The organism is Paenibacillus sp. FSL E2-0178 (genome assembly GCF_038593005.1).
Taxonomy (GTDB): domain Bacteria; phylum Bacillota; class Bacilli; order Paenibacillales; family Paenibacillaceae; genus Paenibacillus_AQ; species Paenibacillus_AQ phytohabitans.
Genome location: NZ_CP151953.1, coordinates 4,051,331 through 4,071,275 on the forward strand (window position 1 = coordinate 4,051,331; position 19,945 = coordinate 4,071,275).

Genomic DNA, 19,945 nt, shown 5'->3' on the forward strand with positions numbered 1-19,945 from the left:
GCTCACCTGCTTTCTCAATGAATGGTTATCGGGCTGAAGGCAGTGATCTCAAGCGCTTGCGGATTTCGCGGACCAGCTGCTCCTTCTCTGATACCGGAAGCCACTCCACCAGCCGTGCAGCCGCGACCGGCAGTATCCAAGCTTCAATATCTGCCCGGGATACCCCTGATAGTCTCATATATTCACGAGTATATTGACTCGTCATCCGCTTTCTGGCGAAGCCTAAGAACACTTTGGTGAACAGGGAGGCATGTTTGGGCATGGCTCCTATACTGAACATGACTATGGACCGTGCAGCATCTGCTGCAGGATCTCCTGAAACGGCAGTCATCCAGTCGATAACCCACAGCTGTCCGTCCATCAGCACATTGTCCGGATGGAAATCACCATGACATAGCTTATTCCCGCCTGGAAGCAGCTCCAGCTGAGATAGAATAGGTGCCTTCTCTTCCATATTAAGCATGGGGGCGGCAATAACATTCTGCTTCAGCCGTTTTTTCTGTTCTCCGGCTTCACCCGGGCCTGCAAGCTGATGGAGGCTGTATTGCAGAGCCGCCATCTGCTTGGCGTAGCTGGCAATTAGCCACGGCTTCGCACCCATCAGCTTCAGCAGCGGGGAGCCATGGATCTGCTGAAACACAATGCCCTTTCTGCCCTCTTCCGCGGCAAGCTCAACCGGCCGCGGGGTACGCACTCCCTGTTCATAGGCATAGGTACTGATGTGGTATTCCCAGTCCACATGATGCTCCGGCACCTCATTCAGATAGAGCTTAAGAATCGTTCCTTCGCCATACTCCATAACTTCCGCAGTCCGGCCTTTACCGATTACTTTCCCCAACATACTGTGCTTCCTTTCCTCTAATCCAGAATGATACGGGTATAATGCTCAACTACAGGGAATGGGCTGTAATAATGATGCAGCAGCGCTTTCCACTTCTGATACTGGGCGGATTCTCTGAACCCCACCGTATGATCCTCCAGGCTGCGCCATCTGACAATCAGCAGATATTTATGGTCGTCCTCCATACAGTGCTGCAGCTCATGCCCCAAATAACCGTCAATCGAGGCAATCAGCGGGGATGCCTCCCTGAAGCTCTGCTCAAACTGCCGGGTCAATCCCGGCTTTACCTGCAGCATTGCCGCTTCTGTAATCATGCTCTCATCTCCCTCTTAAAGTGAATCGCGGAAAAACTCATGATAGAAATTAATAATGACCAGCAGCACGGCCAGTGACTCGTTGACACTGCCTACCTCCAGCGAATGGTTGGCATCATCAATCCTGTACACCCGCACCTGCTTCAGGCCGCTGAGCTCGGCGGAATGCTGCTCCGTGAACAGCGGATCACTCCCGCCGTAAATAATGCTTCCCCGGCTCTGCTTAATGTACGGGATACTTTCAGCAACAGGGGTGAGGAACAGATGGGAAACCTTCTCTCCTATTCCTGTCTCTGAAGCTACCTTGCCGGCGATCACTGTCCCCATGCTTTTGCTGATGAACAGCAGCTGCTCATACTCCGGAAGCGAAGCAAGCGCCACCTTGCATTCCTCTGCGACAATATCAATTTCTTCACGTTTGAAGGGCGCCCGTGCACTTTGGTATCCATATTCCAGCAGCAGCAGATCACAGCCGTATTCCCGGGCCAGCTTGCCCGCATACTCCAGCAACGGACGCTCGGCGGAATAATTCTGCCCCGGAAACACCACGGCCAGCGACTTGGAGCCTTGTGCCACATACTTATGTCTGACTTCCCTGCCCCAATGTGAGGACATTACGATGCTGGATACACTCATCTATTCTCACGCCTTTCGTTATCCTCTTCTACAACATGATTCTCTGCCTATCATTATAGCCAACTTCCGCGCAGGTTGAAAATAAATAGCCCCGCAACGCGGGGCTGTGGAGGGATGGCATAGCTCATATGGATTTGCTGCTCTTTCTGCGGGAGAGAACCTCTGCTGCAATCCACAGCATAACTGGAATAACCACCTGGAACGGGAGGGCATACACTTTGTAGATGTGATAAGCAAAATACTGCATTTCCATAATATCCTTATAGATGAAATCGGATAGATACACCATGATGAGCCCCATCTGGAGTACAACCGACCGGTAGCTCTTCAGCTTGAATACCTTGCTTACTCCATTACAGGTTACATACAGGCAGAGGCTGACTTTTATGAATAGCGCCGTGACAAATACGATGGCCGCCGAACCTTCAATGCGGGTCAGGAAATCACCAATGTTAATCCTGCTGACTGCCACATAAGACGGAAAATACAGGCTTGAAAGGATATCAGGCCCCAGCACCAGCAAATTGCGCAGCGTAACAAAGATAATGATGATCCCGGCAATCAGCGAACCGCTTACCAGCACCCGTGTGGCAGAGCCTTTGGCCGGAAGCACATTGAAGGCGCCCAGGAAGATCACAATTTCAGCAAAGGGAAACGTGAAGGAGCCTGCTGTATCTGCAAATACAGGACCCCACCCACTATCCAGCAGCGGCTTCATATGATGGTATTCGAACTTGGGAACAGAGAGCAGTTGTATGAGGACAATGACAATGAACGAGAATAGCAGCAGAAATTTGGCGCTTCTGCCGAGCACCTCCATCCCCGCATTCACAACCCAGATGCAGAGCAGTCCGATCATAAGCATCGGGGCAATCATTGGCGTGGAGGTTAAGGCCACCGTCTTGCTGAACTCCCCGAAATTACGCAGCACCAGCGCTCCCAGGTGAAGAGCATACCATATGTACAGGCAGGAAAGCACCCGCCCGAAGACTGCTCCGAAGACAGCGATCAGCATATCGTACAGATCCTTGCCCGGAAAAAGCACATGGAGTCTCGCATAGATCAGCATGAGCGGTACAGCCAGCGATATCGCAAAAATGATAGCAATCCAGCTGCTGTTGCCGGACTGCCCTGATGTGCCCATGAACAGTGAACTGCCGCTAATAAATAACACAGCTATGCTGATGGACTGACCCGCCGGAATAATCTCTTTGCTCATGCTGTCCTCCTCCTTCAGGAGCGTACTCTAGTATAGCCTCTTGATTAAATCTACAATCAGCGGGGACGGGCTGGGAATCTCCCAATGCATCGACAGCGCGAAGGCCAGGGAGAAGGAGATCAGGTACAGCGTAGAACAGACATAGAAATCCCGCTTCATGCCCCGCTTCAGCAGTCCGTAGGGATCAAAGATGGCTACAAACACATAGATCATCACAATGTAAATGACCATAACTAATCCCCCAGCCTAATCGCGCGTGTTGTTTTGGCACTGCTCTGAATTTCCACTTTGGAGCTGACCGTCACATCCAGATCAGCGAATGCTTCGGGCCAGTGATCCTTGACCTTAGCCCAAATCTTGGGCTGATTCTCATGAACATTCTCGCCAAAGGCAAAAATATCGGCATCGTACTCCTGCTGGACTTTATGGATTAAGGCAAGAATATCTGCCTCCATACGCTCACTAGCCCTTTTCTCAATGTCCTGAATGGTTTCCCCTTTCATGAATCCCTCAACTGTCATGACTTCATCCAGTCCGGTTTGGGTCAGAGTTTCGATCTGCATCTGCAGCCTGCCGCCGGCCATCCTGGGCTTCAGTTTCGTTTGATTCGAGATAATCTCCAAGGAGTAGGACGGCGTTCCATGCTTATCCTCAATATCCAGCACACCGCCTGTTATTAAGTTTTTGACAAATAACATACACTTCGTCTCATCTCCGTCCAGCTTACCCACCATTCTGTCCCTTACAAATACAGCAGTACCTTCCACACGTTCATTCTTCTGGTTATTTTTCACATGGATATTAACCATCGGCGCTACCGAATTATTCCCAAGGGTCTCCAGCTTGTCGATGAAATCCCAGATTTCCACAGTGGGTGCACTGCTGATATACTTCTCATCCCGCATCATCTGGGCTAATTCAAACGACATAATCGCTTGCGTCGTACTGTTCAGATTAAGAACCTCGCGGGCCGTCTTCTCTCCGGAGACGAAAATAAATACATCCGATCTTGTCTCCGTATCTCTGCTGTACCAGTCAATCGCTTTGATGAGCCCTTCTCTGGCAACCTCTTCGCTGACAATAATGGCTTTGGCATGGCTCCAGAACAGCTTTTTGCCGGTTATGGAGATGATATTGCGGACGATCTCAAACATCGTATCCCCGCTGAGACTAATCATCTTGAACCCTGCCTGCGTTTTATCCAGACCTCCGTTCGTATCAACCAGTTCCACAGTGAGGAGCAGCTTGCCGTCCGCCTTGTTCTTGTCGATCGCTACTCCTGCTACGATGGACATATCATCCACCTCGGTATAATTCCAGCACCCGGAAATGCTGAACAGCAGCAGCACAGAGACTAGCACGGACAGGACTCTGCGCAAGGTGCTCATGGCCGCTTCGCCCGCTTATTAGAAGGCTTCCGCTTCATATTGCGCGCCCCGATCATCGCAGGCCGCAGATACATATCCCACCAGGGCGCACGGATTGCCGTGTCCTTAATATCCTGCGGCCGGATCGAGCCTACTCCGAGCATATAGGAGACTCCGAAGGAGCGCAGGCTCATCAGATGAATCACCAGACCCAGCAGACCGAAGAAATATCCGTATATCCCCAGAAAAAAAGCGATAAACAGCAGGGCAAGCCTGACTATAATCAAAGGGCCTGTCAGCCTTGGATTCAGCAGGGTCGTTATTCCCGTCAGTCCTACCATGATAACCATTGGTGCACTGACAATCCGCGCATCTACTGCAGCCTGACCCAGCACCAGCGCCCCTACGATACTGACAGCCTGCCCTATTGAGGTCGGAATCCGCGCCCCCGCTTCACGCAGCACCTCGAAGATGGTCAGCATGAGCAGCGCCTCAACGATCGTAGGAAAGGGGACGGATTGCCTTGCGGTCGCAATGCTTAACAGCAGCAGCGTAGGAACCATTTCCTGCGCGTAGGTTACAAGTGCAACGTACCCGGCTGGAATACTAATTGACATGAAAGCTCCCAGCACTCTGAGCAGACGGTTGAAGGAAGCGAAATAATAATTGATATAGTAATCCTCACTGGCCTGGAAGTTCTCCACGAAGACATACGGCAGCGTCAAGGCAAACGGGGTACCTTCAATGAGCACAGCGATTCTGCCCTCCATGATTTTGCTCACCAGAGCATCCGGCCGTTCGGTATTGCCGATCGTCTCGAATGGGGAATAGGGCTCATCGCGGATAAGCTCAGCCAAATACCCCGTATCCAGGATGGAATCAATCTCCACCCGCTCCAGCCGGCTGTAGAGCTCTTTAAGAATATCGGGTGAGGCCAGGCTCTCCATGTAGCAGATGCAGGTCTGTGTCTTCGTACGCGTCCCGATGTCAGTGAACACAAATTTCAGATCGGAGTTCTGTACCCTGCGCCGGATAAGGGTGAGATTGACGAGCAATGACTCGGTGAACCCCTCTCTGGGTCCCCGCACCGCTTTTTCGGTTGTAGGCTCTTGTATGGCTCTGGTCTCCCAGCCTTGAGCATTGATATTAAGCGCTCCGGCGTAGCCGTCCATTAAGAATACTGTTTTCCCGCTGACTACAGCACCAACCAGTTCATCCAGCTTCGTAGACACCATAATGTCACTGATATTGATAACTTCCATGCGGATTTTTTCCATCAGCTCTGCAGGATTGCCGCTCTCTTCATCTGTGAATTCATAGGCCATGAACGGCTTGGTAATCCCATTCTGTATAAGATCACGGTCAATCATTCCATCCACGTAGATCAAGCCGCAGCGGATGGGCATGCTATGATTATTCTCAATCACACGAATTCTCAGGGTCCCATCGTTACTGAAAATCTTCCGGAACAGAGCCAGCGTATCATCCAGCGAAGGACTTAACGGCTGGGAAGATGATATTTTGCCGTCAGCTTCACTGTTTATTGCAGCATCCTCGCTCTTCACAGCAGTCACTCCTGTCACATTTCTATTGCTCTGATTATCCCCCGTCTCTCTAACTCCTATTCGCCATAATTATGCTGTAGAGGAAGAACTCAGGCTTAGGCAGCGCACAGCAAATAGCCCCTGTCTGTATAGACAGGGACTTGGCCGGGCGGGACCGGGAGAAGGACTATCAGGCTATCGCGGTTGCTCCTATCCCGGCAGATGCTCTATGCGGCGCTTTATGTTATGGTTGTTCTAAGTACATACAGCGGATGATTCTGTTATAGACAAAGGAGCCTGTACATGACGCCATTCACCAAAAGAGTGATCACCATTATTCAGTCCATTCCGGAAGGAGCTGTCATGACCTATGGCGGAATTGCCCGCGCGGCCGGAAGTCCCCGGGGAGCCAGGCAGGTGGTGCGTATTCTGCACGCTATGAGCAGGAAGTACAAGCTGCCATGGTATAGGGTCATCAATTCCAAAGGCATGATCTCGCTCACCGAAGACGAATCCGGCTCACTGCAGCAGCTGTACCTGCTGGGTGAAGGGATTATTTTTGACGAGCGGGGTGTGATTGATCTTGAACGTTATCAGTACGATCCGGGACCCGGGCTAGAGCTGGAATTAGAGCTGGAGCCGGAGCAGGATTTCAACCCTGACCCTGAAGATCATCTTCTGCCGCCCTTCGAATAAGCTTTGCCGCTCCCGCTGGCAAGTCCGTTCAGCAGACAATAGAGCGTGGCATAAATCACCAGCAGCACAAAGGCTACGAATAAGCTGAAGAATACGGACTGCCGGTTCAGACTGTCCTTAACCAGCTGGTACAGCTGGTGGCGGTCTGTCAGCACATCCCAGCTGTTCAGGCGGTAGACTCTGCCCAGCAGAACGCCATAACCGCCCATTACGCAGGCAAAGAGCACGAAGATCCAGGACAGCACCCCATTGGTCTTGCGGTAGATCACATGCTGGAACTGGTACAGGGAGAAGAATCCGGTCAGCCAGGCGCTCCAGGTGAATAAGAGCAGGGTGGTCAGATCGTACCAGTACCGGTTCTGGATCGTCCCGCCTACGATGTATTTGCTTTTGCGGATGGTTAAATGCACGAGGTCAGTCATAATATAAGGCGCATTCGGGAAAAAGAGCAGCCAGGCTATGCCAAGCGGCAGAATCAGCAGCCCCCCGATCTTCCGCTTATCCAGCTCATGCGCGGCCATGGAGAAGAAGAACGGCACCCAGGCCAGAAACAGATTCCAGAGCAGAAAGGCATAGAACGTATCAGTCTGCAGCGAAACTACACGATATACGGCAAGTGTTGCCGCCGTCATTCCAGCCAGAAGTATAAATACCTTCGAATAATTCAGTTCCTTCATGAGGGAATAATCTCCTTACCTTGTTATAGTCCAGTTATGTACACTCCGGCAAAATCCGGTTCGTTCTCTCTAATTGTACAAATATGGAACCGCTTAGTCCAATATTGTATGCGGCAGCTATAAAAACAGCCCGGACGCGTAAATGTCCGGGCTGGAGCTGTTGCTATTAATGTAAATCTGGAACAGCAGGACCGGATTCCGGTCTCTATACCCCACCGCTCAGCTTCCTGGCGACAGCCGGGGTGCGCCCTTTGAAGGCTGCGCTGCGCGGGTAGGCCTCATCAAGCCCTGAGAATGCGCTGCATTCTCTGAAGGCAGCATGCTTGCAGCCCAGGCACCGGCTGTAATCAATGCTTCCCAGCGCTTCATTGATCGCTTCCCCTGTATGATCATAGAATTGGGCAGCCCCGATTCTGTCATACAGACCTGTCTTCTTCAGCAGATCCAGCGGCTGGCTCTGGATACCGGAGATCATCAGTCTTCCGCCATCCGCGTGCAGCTGCTTCACCAGGCCAGCCAGATTGGCTTCACCGGTGGTGTCCATTAGCGGCACCTTCCCCATGCGCAGCAGAATGACCTTCGGCTGATCCGGCCCCAGTCCCGGCATGGTACTGTCGAAGCGGTAGGCGGCCCCGAAGAACAGCGGTCCTTCGACATTATAGATTCCGATCTGCGGACAATCGTGGCTGTCCGTCACCATATGTGCCTCAACCTTCACGGAGGAAGGGTCGGGCAGCACTTTGGAGACCATGTGTACTTCTCCCATACGCTTCACGAAGAGTATCACCGCGAGCACCAGCCCCACCTCTACCGCCAGCGTCAGATCCGCAAATACAGTCAGCAGGAAGGTAATGAACAGCACCAGTGAATCCCCCGTCTTCAGCTTAAGCAGGTGAAGGAATTCCTTGCGTTCACTCATGTTCCAGGCCACGACCATCAGGATCGGGGCCATCGCGGCCAGCGGAATGCTGGAGGCATAGGGTGCGAATAACAGCAGGATCAGAAACACAACAACGCCGTGAATGATACCGGAGAGCGGCGAAGCCGCACCGCTGCGGATATTGGTAGCGGTTCTGGCGATCGCCCCGGTTGCTGGTATCCCGCCGAACAACGGCGCAGCAATGTTGGCGATCCCCTGGCCAACCAGCTCACGGTTGCTGTCATGGCGGCTGCCTGACATGCCATCGGCGACTACTGCGGACAGCAGCGACTCAATGGCGCCCAGCATCGCGATGATGAAGGCCGGGCGGATAAGCAGCCTGATCTTCTCCCAGGTAATGACTGGGAAATGAAAGCTCGGCAGTGTATTCGGGATATCCCCGTAAGCTGAACCGATGGTAGTCACCTTGCCGCTGAAGAATAAGGCAGCAATGACCGTAGCGCAGAGCAGCCCGATCAGTGAACCGGGCACCTTCGGCGCGAAGCGCATCCCCAGCACTACGACAGCCAGACAAATCGCCGCCGTCAGAATACTGTACAGATTGATTGTCGAGATATGGGCGCCGATCTCTTTCATATTGTCCAGAAAGCTTTCATGCCGCTCCATATCCCTTAGTCCGAGAAAGTTGGCGATCTGCCCGCTGAAGATAATAACGGCAATTCCTGCCGTGAACCCGATTGTCACCGGCTTCGGAATGAACTTGATCAGCACCCCGAGCCGCAGAACGCCCATCACCACGAGAATGACCCCGGCCATCATTCCGGCAATCAGCAGATTCTCGTACCCGTACTGCATGGCAATCGCGAATAAAATAGGAATAAACGCACCCGTAGGCCCGCCAATCTGAAACTTTGTACCGCCGAATAAGGAAATGAGAATACCGGCTACTATGGTCGTGTAAATTCCGTACTCCGGTTTCACACCGGAGGCAATAGCAAATGCCATCCCCAAGGGGATGGCAATCACGCCGACGATCGTCCCTGAAATGATATCCTTGCGCAGAGAAGCAATATTGTAGCCTTTAAAACGGCCCCACCCTGTCATCATTTAACCTTCTTTTCTTTGAATATCTGATTATTTGAATATAAGACTCACATTACTCCTGCCTGCCGTTCTTGTCAACGGGGTAATCCGCCCCCCGGGAAGCCGGGGTCATTCGCTGCGGATGCCTTCAAGCAGGGAGATGGTGTTCACAAGGTGATTGTCGAATATTTGTTTAGCTACAGCCAGAAGGTCTTTGATCAGAGGATCACGGAGGGCATAAATTACAGTGGTTCCTTCTTTGACACTGGCCACTACGTTCTTGGCACGGAGTACGGCCAGCTGCTGGGATACGGCAGAGCCCTCCGAGCCGAGGATCGCCTGCAGCTCATTCACATTCTTCTCGCCTTCGCTGAGCAGCTCCAGAATGCGGATCCGCATCGGATGAGCCAGCGCCTTGAAGAATTCCGTCTTAAATTGTTGAATATCGCTGTTCATGGGACTTCTGCTCCTCTTGCTATACTTTCTAATGTATATTATCTTAGCTCATTTAGCCGAAGGTGGCTACGCCGGAGCAGGAAATAGTTAGTCCGGCATACGCCCCGCAGGCTCAAGGATTGACAGGGTACAGCTTGATCTCCCCGGTCCTGATCTCCACGAATCCGCCCAGCGCCATTGGTTCACCCAGACACTCGAACATGATTACATCGCGGCCAAGCCGCAGATAACCGGTTCCGTCTTCCTCTATATTCTCCAGTATACCCGTCAATATGACAACATTCCCGTCCATACGTATCTCACAACGGCCTCCGTGCGCCGGCACAATATCCACCCAGCGCATGAACAGCGGGGGCAGCTCAAATTCAGCCTCGCAGGTCTCCCCGGCAGCCACAGCGGCACCGCACCAGGTTCCTCTGCCCTCACCGAATTCGCACGCGAAGAATACCTCATTCTTCTTCAGGCTTGTCCCAAGTATGTTTATGTTCATCCTCATTAGCTCCATCTTCATATGTTATACCGCTCATTATACATGACATGGGGCCAGCAGACATATCAGGTGTAATTCTGCGTCGCCTTGTTCAGATACGTGCTGGGATGCAGCCAGGGATGTTTGAAGAATTCGTGCTTATCGCTGATTTTACGGGACACCCCAAGATCATAATCAATCATCCGTTTCACCTTGTCTGCGAACGGCTCGCTCTTAACCAGCATTCCCATTTCGAAATCATGGCAGGCACTTCGTTCGTTGATATTATACGAGCCGTGGAATACAGCCTGCGCTCTGTGGTCATAAGTGATTTTCCAGTGGGAGAAGCGTTCTGTAGAGCTGTAGTCATAGAAGGACACCCCATTGCAGAAAGGAATGAACATATTGCTGCGCACCGCTGCCTTGTTCGTAGGATGATCATTGACCTCAAGCGGATTGCAAATCGAGATATGGCGGGAACACTCCGGTCCAACTTCACCGAGCCGGTCCCAGAAAGCCTGGTCGATCAGATAAGGATTCACAATTATAGTCTCTTCGGCGGCATACGTAAGCAAATCCAGATAATACTGCTGAATCAAGTTCACCGGATTTCCGGGAAAACTTAGAAAGAGCGTACATTCTTCCCCGCCGAATTCATAATTTCCCGCAGGGTGGTAGAACGGGTCTTCCACCTCAAAGTGATCTCCTCCAAGCAGAAGCCATCTGGCGTGAAAAGCCTCATTCAGCGGCCGGGCAGCCTCCCCTTGAATCCGGAAGCAGCCGTCATGCCACTCCTCTTCCCTGGAGGGAATCCCAAGCGGGCGACCGTCAATCTGTTCAGTTGCCGATTCCCGGATAGGCGTCGCAAAAGTATACTGGTCACCGATATTGAGACTTCCTATAATGGACGTTGTTCCGTCAATGACCATAAATTTACGGTGGTCGATCACATTCAGCCCGGTAATTTTGACATCCTCCTGCACCTTGTCCTGCAGAAAGAGGATACTCTCAGGGACGCCCTGAGACTTCAGTTCCTCACGCTTCACTGCCCATTCCGCAGCAGCGTAGCAGGAATGAAATGTATCCTTCAGCCGGGCTCCAGCCTGCTCAAGGACTGCTGCAAGCTCGGAGAATCTTCCTACTTCAAGATTGCTTCCGTATCCCAAGGCGGTGACGGTGTAATTCACCAGCATCCGGACTTCTACTCCCCGCTGAAGCGCATGAAGCAGCTCCGAGGCGATCAGCTTTCCCGAATGGTCATTGAAGAACAGCATCACGGACAGATGGATATAACGCTGTGCATTGCGGATCTCTTCCAGCAGCATCTCCAGGCACTGCGGCCCGTTCACATATGGATCCACCTTGTTATGCCTTGTAGTCTGCGGCGCCAGCGCTCTAAGCTTGCCGGAATCCAGGCCGGACACGGCTGATGCGAGCTGCTCAAGCAGCTCCGGGCTGAATCCGGGAAGCTCCTCCAGCTGCCGGACATCGGTGATCACACCCCCATGCTGTGCCTGCCGGTAAGCACGGACAGCAGCGCTGTCCAGAATAGGCTCAATAATAGAATCGGCGGCGTCCGTGTTCTTAGTAATAGTTGTTAAAGAGCCGCCGGATATCCGGTAATTCACATAATCCGCGAGATCCTGCCGAAGCCGTTCATCCCACTGCGCTGCAGGTAATTGCGGCAGTTGCTTGTTCCTATGTATATTTCCCATTCGATCCCCTCATCCCTTTCATTCCCCACTCTCTTCAGGTCCCGCCTGCGCGTTACAGCTCGTGTAAGGGTAAGCTTAGATACCCGGCACGCCTGTTTTATAAACGTTCCGCTTCTTAGCATTATTTTCTTCCGCCTCCCGCTGCGGGATGCCAAAGGGGAAACCCCGGCAGCCGTTAAGACTGCCGGGGTTTCCCCTTAATGAGTGTGTATATTAGCTAGCTTAATAGGAGAGCTACAGAACTATAGCCCGGAGGGCTGAAAAAGCTTCAGCGCGGCAATCCGCCCTACCGCTTCCGCAAGCCGGGCCTCCTCAGTGACCAGCCCCACCCGCACATATCCTTCGCCATAGGCGCCGAAGCCGATGCCTGGCGCTACCACCACATGAGCTTCATCAAGCAGCAGGTCAGCGAAGCTCTGCGAGGTATAGCCTGCAGGAACCGGCAGCCAGGCGAAGAAGGAGCCGCGGGGGGCTTCCACTTCCCAGCCGATGCTGCTCAGACCCTGAATCAGGACATTACGCCGCGCCTCATAGCGGGCCACATTCGCCTGTACCGGAGCCTGCGGGCCAAGCAATGCCGTTCTGGCTGCCTCCTGCACCGCGCCGAACAGGCTGACATACATATGATCCTGCAGCAGGTTAAGGCTCTCGATCACGCTGGCATTCCCTACGGCGAACGCGACGCGCCAGCCGGCCATATTGTAGGTTTTGGACAAGGTGTAGATTTCGATGCCATTCTCCTTCGCACCCGGGGTCTGGAGATAGCTCAGCGGCCTCTGCCCTTCATAACCAATGGCGGCGTAGGCAAAATCATGCACCACACAAATGTTGTGATCCGATGCGAACTGCACCGTTTCCCTGAAGAAATCCGCGGTCGCCACAGCTCCCGTAGGATTATTCGGATAGTTCAGGAACATCAGCTTCGCCTTCGCTGCGGCCTCCGGGCTGATGCTGCCATAATCGGGCAAAAACCCGTGTTCCGCCGTCAGCGGCATCATCTCCATAACAGCCCGTGCCAGCTCAATCCCCGACCAATAGTCCGGATAACCGGGATCAGGCACCAGCGCCGTATCCCCCGGATTGAGCAGACACTGCACCACCTCAACCAGGCCGGTCTTGCCGCCGAACAGAATGGCGACCTCGCGTTCCGGTTCAAGCTCTACTCCATATTCCCGCAGGTAGAACTCGGCCACGGCTTCCTTGAGGTAAACATGGCCGCGAAACGGCGGATATTTATGATTCAGAGGGTTCACTGCGGCCAGCTGGAGGGACTCCACGATATGGGCCGGTGTAGGCATGTCCGGATTGCCTTGCCCCAGATTGATTACATCATGCCCTTCGGCAGCAACGGCTCCGGCTCTGGCGACAAGCGCGGCGAAGAATTGCCTGGGCAGAGATTTCAGCATTTGTGAAGGTTCAAAACGATTCACGGGCATGCTCCCCTCTTCAAACCGGAATTATTTGCTCAATTCTTCAGCGTTATACAGCTTAACATCCAGCGGTGCAGTCAGGAATTCTCCTGCTTTGGCAGCGAAGCCGGTGAAATGCGGGCTTGTATTATGGGCAGCTACAGCCGCCTGGTCACGCCAGATTTCGACCATGATGTAGGTATTTCCGTCCGCTGTATGCTTATACAATTCATATGAGATGTTGCCTTCTTCTTCGTGGGTTGCGGCAACCAGAGTCTTCGCGACTTCAAGGAACTCCTGCTCACGTGCGGGATTTACCTGAAGCAATGCGTGAATAATAATCATTTAGTATTCCTCCTAAGTTTCTTGAATATTAACTCAACGGTCCAGTATTATCCAATATTTATTTCCACTGGGCAACAGTGTCAACCGGCAGACGGACGGATGCATAGCCTTCTTCAACCGCTTTGCCGATCGATATCAGCATGACCGGGATATAACGCTCTTTGTCCATATCAAACAATTCCGCAATCTGATCCTTCTCGAATCCGCCGATCGCGTTCGTGTCATAGCCATGGGCACGGGCTGCCAGCATCAATTGCATCGAGACCAGACCGGCATCAATTAACACCGTTTCTCTGTTAACGTCCGCAGGCAGCTTCGCGAAGTGGGCACCCAGAGAGGTCAGCTGTCTTTCTTTTACCTCAGCAGGCATCAGTCCGCGTTCTACAGCCGTTCCGTAGATTTCTTCAGCATAGTCGAAGTTGTTCAGATCACCGAATACGGCAATCATTGCTGCGGAGGTTTCTACCTGAAGCTGATTGAATTTGGCAATGGTGGCCAGCTTGGCTTTGGCTTCCTGGCTTTCGATGATAAGGAAACGCCAAGGCTGCATATTAACGGAGGAAGGGGCCAGAGTTGCTTCAGTAAGGATCTCTGTCATTTCCTCTTTGCTGATTTTGACGGAGGTATCGTATTTGCGGATTGAGCGGCGTCCTGTAATAATGCTAGTGAAATCGTTGTTTCTGGTCGTGTTCATGAATAATAAGCTCCTTTATGGTTTGATTATAGGTGACGGCTACAGTAAATTAATATTATATTGCAGCCGGGTAAGCATCTCTGCGAGTACGGTGCGTTCCTGTTCATTGAACCCGGTAAGAAGTTCGCTGATGAAGCGGGTCTTCTCTTCCCGGTAGGAATTAATATGATCCTGGCCGTGATCGGTCAGGGAGACGAGGGTGACCCTGTTATCGGCAGGATTATTCCGGCGGGCAATCATTCCGCTGTCTTCAAGTCCTCTTAAGTGGCGGGTGACCGCGGCGGCATCGATATCGAGTGTCTTTTGCAGCGAAATCTGGCTGATCTCGGAGACTCGAAACAATTCCTGGAGAAGGCGGAACCGGGTGGGTGTAATGCCCGCACAGCGCTCGAACTTCGGGCTGATTCCCTTATGCAGCGCCTGCAGCAGCTCAAAGATTGTATCTTCATCGGGCAGATGTTCTGTCAAAATTAACCCCCTTACGCAAATATATTGTGCAAAACCTTTTTGACAAACCTTACTTTACACCGGAATCGTTGACCCGTCAACTAATAAAATTAAAGAGGAGTTTGCCCGTATGAAAATAGCCCTGATTCAGCTCGATATAGCATTTGGCAATCCGGAGGTGAATTATGCTGCGGCAGAACGCAAAATTCGCGAAGCCGCCGCCGGTAACCCGGACTGCATAATCCTTCCTGAATTATGGACGACCGGCTACGATCTGACCCGGCTGGACGAGATCGCAGATCACGGGGGCCGCACTGCGGGGGCCCTTATTTCAGGTCTGTCCCGGGAATACGGGATTAATATCGTCGCCGGCTCCGTCGCCGTGAGGCAGGATACCGGAGTTACCAATAGCATGTTCGTCTTCGACCGTACCGGAGCACCCGCCGGGCAGTACAGCAAGCTGCATCTGTTCAAGCTGATGGATGAGCATCTCTACCTCCAGCCCGGGTCAGCCAAAGGACTGTTCAAGCTGGACGGCACCTTATGCGCCGGATTAATCTGCTATGACATCCGCTTCCCCGAATGGGTCCGTGTTCATATGGCAGAGGGCGCTGAAGTGCTGTTCGTCAGTGCAGAGTGGCCGCTGCCCCGCTTATCCCACTGGCGGGCTCTGCTGATCAGCCGGGCGATTGAGAACCAGTGCTACGTGGTGGCCTGCAACCGCTCCGGATCTGATCTGGCTAACACCTTTGGCGGCCATTCCATGATTATTGACCCTTGGGGAGAGATTGTGAGCGAGGCTTCAGGGAGCGAAGAAATTCTCAGCGGCGAGATCGACCTCGCCAGGGTGCAGGAAGTGCGCGGACAGATCCCGGTCTTCTCCGACCGGCGTCCGGAGCTGTACAGGTAGGGGCGGGTAACACGCCCTCCCCCGGGATTCAGGGGCACTTCTGCCCCTCATTTCCGCCAAAAGCCCGCTTCCCTCCAATTCAGGGGCACTTCTGCCCCTCATTTCCACCAAATGATCGCTTCCCTCGGGATTCAGGGGCACTTCTGCCCCTCATTTCCTCCAAATGCCCGCTTCCCTCCAATTCAGGGGCACTTCTGCCCCTCATTTCCTCCAAATGCCCGCTTCCCTCCAATTCAGGGGCACTTCTGCCCCTCATTTCCGCCAAATGTCCGCTTCCCTCCAATTCAGGGGCACTTCTGCCCCTCATTTCCACCAAATGTCCGCTTCCCTCCAATTCAGGGGCACTTCTGCCCCTCATTTCCACCAAATGCCCGCTTCCCTCCAATTCAGGGGCACTTCTGCCCCTCATTTCCTTCCAAATGATCACTTTCCTCGAATCCAGGGGCACTTCTGCCCCTCATTTCCGCCAAATGCCCGCTTCTCACGAATTCAGGGGCAATTGTGCCCCTCATTTCCGCCAAATCCCCTCCCACTAACTAATTTAAAGGGATTTTTCCCTTTATCCACCTCCAAATGTCGTCCCACCGCCAACTTAAAGGGATTTTTCCCTCTATTTACCTCCAAATGTCCTCCCACCAACCAATTTAAAGGGATTTTTCCCTCTATCTACCTCCAAATGTCCTCCCACCAACCAATTTAAAGGGATTTTCCCTCTATCTACCTCCAAATGTCCTCCCACCAACCAATTTAAAGGGATTTTTTCCTCTATCTCCCCAAACAGCAAAAAGCACAGGCGAATTTAGCTCGCCTGCACTCGTCTGCATTTACCTGCACCCTTCTCGTGTGCACCTGCCTGCACCCTTCTCGTGTGCACCTGCCTGCACCCTTCTCGTGTGCACCTGCCTGCACCCTTCTCGTAGGCACCTGCCTGCACTCTTCAATGACCGCCCGCTCCCCACGCTTCCCGGGACTCCCGTTACATTGCGCGCTTGCTTCAGTGCGCATACCTCTCCCGCAGCACACGCGCCGCCTCCAGCACACGCGGATCGCCGTACTGCAGGCTGTAGCCGGTCTCCTGCTGCAGGCGGTCCGCCGGCTTCAGCAGGGTGCCCCGGCGGGCAGCCGCCTGCCGGATGCCTGCCGTGAAGACTGCGGCCGAGTCCGGGCCGCCAAGCTCCCCGAGCGCGGCGATCGTCTCCGGACGCACGCGGGGATAATCCAGCGATTCGTCCCCGTCCGCTGCCTCTGCATAGAAGCTGCGGATGAGTTCTCCGCGCGCAAGCCCGGAGCCGGACACGACAACAAACGCGTGGACGAAGTACGCGTTGCTCTGTCTCCGCTGGGCGATGCCGCAGAACTTGCGGCCGCCGATGGCCAGATCGAAGTCACCGGGGCAATACGACCCGGTGACTTCTTCGGCACGGATCAGCGCCGCCGCCTGCGGATGGCTCACAGCTACGGCTTCGGCAATCAGCGAAGCCAGCAGCCGGAAATCATCGTGAAAGTCCAGCTTGCCCGGACTTTTGGGCAGCAGCAGGGACACATTGATGATCCCGGCATCCAGCGGCACTGCTGCGCCGCCTGAATGCCGGACCGCCGTGCGGATTCCCTGCTCCTCAAGCGCCTGCATCGCCGCCCCTGCACGGGGCAGCCTGCTGTCCCGCAGCCCCAGCGCCACACCGCCCGGGTGGCTCCAGAGGTGCAGTACCGGCGGAACCTGTCCGGCTCCGACATCCCGGCACAGCATTTCCTCGAAGGCAAACGGAATCAGCATATCCTGCCCGGATTCCGTTTCCTCCGCTTCCCCGCTCAAATGCGTGAAGAGCACCATCTCTTCAGGCAGCCTGCCCGCCACTCCATTTTCCAGCACATTATAAGGTTCACTTCTCATTCGGATTGCCTGCGAGTCCCACTGACTACCTCTTTCCCGGATACGGCAGGCCGGGCACCGCCCTGATCCCGCAAGTCACGCTGCGTATTCCGCTGTGTTGTAATTACACTTTCTTAATTAGTCCTATTGTAACCGATCTGCACACTGGCCGCGAAGCCTGGAGCCTATAAACTCTGTATTTGAAATGGCGGCTGGAACCCGTTATCCTTAGAGGATAAGAAGATAATCCCAGCCATAAGAATCGCGTTGAAGCTCATGCTATACACAACCCTTAGGAGTGATGCCGCATGACAACCGAACAACTGACAAAGGACAGGCAACTAAGCAAGGCCAGACAATGGGAGCAGGCAATGAACAAGCTGTATATCAACTTCCGGGACTATAGCCAAGATGTGCTGAAGGGCTTCGGAGATGAAGATATTCATCAGGCCAGAGTCAACAGCCGCAAGCTGCTGACGCTCCTGTCTATTCTTGATCCGGGCCATTCGGCTACGGAAGAGTTGTACAGCACATTCAAGCAGGCACAGAAGAAGCTCGGCAAGGTAAGGGACGCAGATGTACTGATCGCATCGTTCAAGGAACGGCGCAAGGCCGCCAAAGAGGCGGGCGATGTCAAAACCGCCGAACTGCTCACTGCAGTAATCAAACACCAGAAGGCCAAGCGGAAGATATTCCGCAAGAAGCTGGAGGATGCACTTCCCAAGCTGACCGGCAAGGCCCTAGACGCGCAGTGGACCCCTTTTATCGATACACAGCTGGAGCCGCTCGCCGCCAAAAAAGATGCCAATGTGGTCATGCGCGAGCTGGAAGTCGCTTTTGAGCAGAAGAAAAAAGCCTGCAAGACCCTGTTCAAGGGGCCTGAGGCTGAATCGAAGGAAGCCTTCGAAGCGCTTCATGAGCTGCGGATTGCCGCCAAGCATCTGCGCTATACCGCTAATGCGGCCGCTTTTGCGCTGAATCAGAAATTCCATGCCCACGAGGCCATCTACAAGGATATTCAAGAGCAGCTCGGGGTGATTAATGATAAGCGCGTGTGGCTCGAAACACTGAATTCCATTGGACGTGAAGAGCTGGATGTCGGTAAAAAAACATGGGCGGCGTTCACCGAAAGTCTGCGCGCAGAGGTACTGGAGGCATTGCACCAGAATGAGGTTGTCCCTGTAGTTCCGGCAGCAGAGAGCACGAAATAGCGGCATTATATATATTTCCTGAAAATACAAAGGCAGGACGCTGCATGATATTCATGCGGCATCCTGCCTTAATTCTTGGTCTGCGAGTGCCAGAGAACGCTGCCTGGGAAGAATCGCGGGCCTGTGCTCCATCCACGATATCGGCGGCGAAGCGGCGTTCCCGCCCCTCCCCGTTACAATACCTTAAAGAGTACCGCGCACCGCTCCGGCAACTTTGTTCAATACACCCTGATATACGGATTTCGGCCGCAGGCCGACCAGCTTCTCCACAGGTTGGCCTCCGCTGTATACGATCACTGTAGGCATGCTCATCACACCGGCTTCCGATGCAAGCTCCGGCAGTTCATCGCAGTCCACCTTAATCATACTCACGTCATCCCCGTATTCGGCATTCAGCTCTTCCAGAATCGGCAGCAGGGTTCTGCAGGGCGGACACCAGGAAGCACCGTAATCCACCAGCACGGTTCCGCCAGCCTTCAGCTGTTCACGCACAGCTCCGGCGTTATCAGCAATTATCATAGCCATCTCAAGCCCTCCTTCAACTCTCAAATGATTAACCTCAATTATATAAGCTGAATTAAGATACTAACTTAAAGCTTAGTCGTCACTACGGTGACTATTTGGACTTCCGGACGCTGTCGCTCCTACAGTTCCAAAATCCCCCTTCGATCTCTCTAGCTTCTAGTTTGTTTTCTTCTATTCATCTTATCGATCCGCCTTATTCCTCTTCATTCTTCTGCTCTTGCAGAATTGAAGCCATCCGGTCCTGCAGGTTCAGCTTGATCTGATTCAGCTCAACCAGCTGGCGTTCAATCTCTTCCAGCTTGCTGCGGTACAGCGGCATCACTTCCGCACAGAACGCCTCTTTATTCTTCAGAACACAGTTCAGGAATCCGGCAATCTCTTCTGTCGACAAGCCAAGATTCAAATACAGCTTAATCGTCTCCACCGTATCCACGGCAAGCGGAGAGTATTCACGGTACCCGTTGTCCTGGCGCAGCGGTTTGATCAGACCCTGACGCTCATAATATCGCAATGAACGGACGCTTACGCCCGTAAGTGTGGCTAATTCACCTATTTTCATGGCATTCTCCCCGGGGTTCATGAGAAATGGTCTGCACTCAGTATAAACCCTGACACTAGTGTCAGGGTCAAGGTGTTT

The 19,945-nt window shown here is 53.2% G+C and carries 22 protein-coding genes; 3 read left to right on the plus strand and 19 right to left on the minus strand.

Going from position 1 to position 19,945, the window contains the following annotated elements:
- Positions 1-25 precede the first annotated feature (25 nt).
- The 7 genes from MHI42_RS17525 to MHI42_RS17555 form a co-directional block, all read right to left on the minus strand.
- Positions 26-841 (minus strand): phosphotransferase, encoded by an 816-nt coding sequence (locus MHI42_RS17525; protein ID WP_042133294.1) that lies wholly within the window; start codon positions 839-841, stop codon positions 26-28.
- A gap of 17 nt (positions 842-858) precedes the next feature.
- The gene (locus tag MHI42_RS17530; RefSeq protein WP_039306615.1) at positions 859-1,155 is read right to left on the minus strand and encodes an antibiotic biosynthesis monooxygenase; all 297 of its coding nucleotides are present in this window, start codon (positions 1,153-1,155) and stop codon (positions 859-861) included.
- A 15-nt stretch (positions 1,156-1,170) separates the two neighbouring features.
- Positions 1,171-1,791: a hypothetical protein gene (locus MHI42_RS17535; RefSeq protein WP_076246237.1), complete on the minus strand. Its 621-nt coding sequence runs from the start codon at positions 1,789-1,791 to the stop codon at positions 1,171-1,173.
- A gap of 124 nt (positions 1,792-1,915) precedes the next feature.
- Complete coding sequence (locus MHI42_RS17540) at positions 1,916-3,010, minus strand: endospore germination permease (protein ID WP_171719697.1); 1,095 nt, start codon at positions 3,008-3,010, stop codon at positions 1,916-1,918.
- Between the two features lie 27 nt (positions 3,011-3,037).
- The gene (locus MHI42_RS17545) at positions 3,038-3,241 is read right to left on the minus strand and encodes a hypothetical protein (protein WP_171719696.1); all 204 of its coding nucleotides are present in this window, start codon (positions 3,239-3,241) and stop codon (positions 3,038-3,040) included.
- Between the two features lie 2 nt (positions 3,242-3,243).
- Positions 3,244-4,398: a Ger(x)C family spore germination protein gene (locus MHI42_RS17550; protein ID WP_342424600.1), complete on the minus strand. Its 1,155-nt coding sequence runs from the start codon at positions 4,396-4,398 to the stop codon at positions 3,244-3,246.
- On the minus strand, positions 4,395-5,942 hold the full coding sequence (locus MHI42_RS17555; protein WP_342424601.1) for a spore germination protein: 1,548 nt from the start codon (positions 5,940-5,942) through the stop codon (positions 4,395-4,397). Before MHI42_RS17555 ends, MHI42_RS17550 begins: the two co-directional genes overlap by 4 nt.
- Before the next feature lie 282 nt (positions 5,943-6,224).
- On the opposite strand from MHI42_RS17555, the gene MHI42_RS17560 reads away from it, so the two are divergent.
- Complete coding sequence (locus MHI42_RS17560) at positions 6,225-6,617, plus strand: MGMT family protein (RefSeq protein ID WP_342424602.1); 393 nt, start codon at positions 6,225-6,227, stop codon at positions 6,615-6,617.
- On the opposite strand, the gene MHI42_RS17565 is transcribed toward MHI42_RS17560, so the two are convergent.
- The 9 genes from MHI42_RS17565 to MHI42_RS17605 all read right to left on the minus strand — a co-directional run bounded on the left by MHI42_RS17565 (position 6,593) and on the right by MHI42_RS17605 (position 14,813).
- Positions 6,593-7,294, minus strand: coding sequence for a DUF1361 domain-containing protein (locus MHI42_RS17565; protein WP_171719692.1), 702 nt, complete (start codon positions 7,292-7,294; stop codon positions 6,593-6,595). The two genes, MHI42_RS17560 and MHI42_RS17565, sit on opposite strands and share 25 nt — an antisense overlap.
- 205 nt (positions 7,295-7,499) lie before the next feature.
- Complete coding sequence (locus MHI42_RS17570; RefSeq protein WP_076246224.1) at positions 7,500-9,278, minus strand: SulP family inorganic anion transporter; 1,779 nt, start codon at positions 9,276-9,278, stop codon at positions 7,500-7,502.
- 108 nt (positions 9,279-9,386) lie between these two features.
- Positions 9,387-9,713 (minus strand): metalloregulator ArsR/SmtB family transcription factor, encoded by a 327-nt coding sequence (locus MHI42_RS17575; RefSeq protein WP_039306638.1) that lies wholly within the window; start codon positions 9,711-9,713, stop codon positions 9,387-9,389.
- A 112-nt stretch (positions 9,714-9,825) separates the two neighbouring features.
- Entirely contained in the window at positions 9,826-10,203 is a 378-nt protein-coding gene (locus MHI42_RS17580) for a hypothetical protein (RefSeq protein WP_342424603.1), read from the minus strand.
- Positions 10,204-10,268: 65 nt separating this feature from the next.
- On the minus strand, positions 10,269-11,897 hold the full coding sequence (locus tag MHI42_RS17585; protein WP_342424604.1) for a phosphatidylserine/phosphatidylglycerophosphate/cardiolipin synthase family protein: 1,629 nt from the start codon (positions 11,895-11,897) through the stop codon (positions 10,269-10,271).
- Between the two features lie 242 nt (positions 11,898-12,139).
- Positions 12,140-13,327 (minus strand): pyridoxal phosphate-dependent aminotransferase, encoded by a 1,188-nt coding sequence (locus MHI42_RS17590; protein ID WP_342424605.1) that lies wholly within the window; start codon positions 13,325-13,327, stop codon positions 12,140-12,142.
- A 27-nt stretch (positions 13,328-13,354) separates the two neighbouring features.
- Positions 13,355-13,651 carry a putative quinol monooxygenase gene (locus tag MHI42_RS17595; RefSeq protein WP_076246217.1) on the minus strand — a complete coding sequence of 99 codons (297 nt, stop codon included), beginning with the start codon at positions 13,649-13,651 and terminating at the stop codon, positions 13,355-13,357.
- A 58-nt stretch (positions 13,652-13,709) separates the two neighbouring features.
- The gene (locus MHI42_RS17600) at positions 13,710-14,345 is read right to left on the minus strand and encodes a nitroreductase family protein (protein ID WP_171719688.1); all 636 of its coding nucleotides are present in this window, start codon (positions 14,343-14,345) and stop codon (positions 13,710-13,712) included.
- Positions 14,346-14,384: 39 nt separating this feature from the next.
- Entirely contained in the window at positions 14,385-14,813 is a 429-nt protein-coding gene (locus MHI42_RS17605) for a MarR family transcriptional regulator (RefSeq protein WP_342424606.1), read from the minus strand.
- Positions 14,814-14,922: 109 nt separating this feature from the next.
- On the opposite strand from MHI42_RS17605, the gene MHI42_RS17610 reads away from it, so the two are divergent.
- Entirely contained in the window at positions 14,923-15,702 is a 780-nt protein-coding gene (locus tag MHI42_RS17610) for a carbon-nitrogen family hydrolase (RefSeq protein ID WP_342424607.1), read from the plus strand.
- Positions 15,703-16,696: 994 nt separating this feature from the next.
- On the opposite strand, the gene MHI42_RS17615 is transcribed toward MHI42_RS17610, so the two are convergent.
- Positions 16,697-17,593: a lipoate--protein ligase family protein gene (locus MHI42_RS17615; RefSeq protein WP_342424608.1), complete on the minus strand. Its 897-nt coding sequence runs from the start codon at positions 17,591-17,593 to the stop codon at positions 16,697-16,699.
- A gap of 287 nt (positions 17,594-17,880) precedes the next feature.
- Here MHI42_RS17615 and MHI42_RS17620 point away from each other — a divergent pair, with 287 nt between their 5' ends.
- Positions 17,881-18,783: a CHAD domain-containing protein gene (locus tag MHI42_RS17620; RefSeq protein WP_342424609.1), complete on the plus strand. Its 903-nt coding sequence runs from the start codon at positions 17,881-17,883 to the stop codon at positions 18,781-18,783.
- A 183-nt stretch (positions 18,784-18,966) separates the two neighbouring features.
- Here MHI42_RS17620 and MHI42_RS17625 read toward each other — a convergent pair whose 3' ends face one another.
- Complete coding sequence (locus MHI42_RS17625) at positions 18,967-19,308, minus strand: thioredoxin family protein (RefSeq protein ID WP_171719683.1); 342 nt, start codon at positions 19,306-19,308, stop codon at positions 18,967-18,969.
- 193 nt (positions 19,309-19,501) lie between these two features.
- Positions 19,502-19,867 (minus strand): MerR family transcriptional regulator, encoded by a 366-nt coding sequence (locus MHI42_RS17630; protein ID WP_171719682.1) that lies wholly within the window; start codon positions 19,865-19,867, stop codon positions 19,502-19,504.
- Positions 19,868-19,945 lie beyond the last annotated feature (78 nt).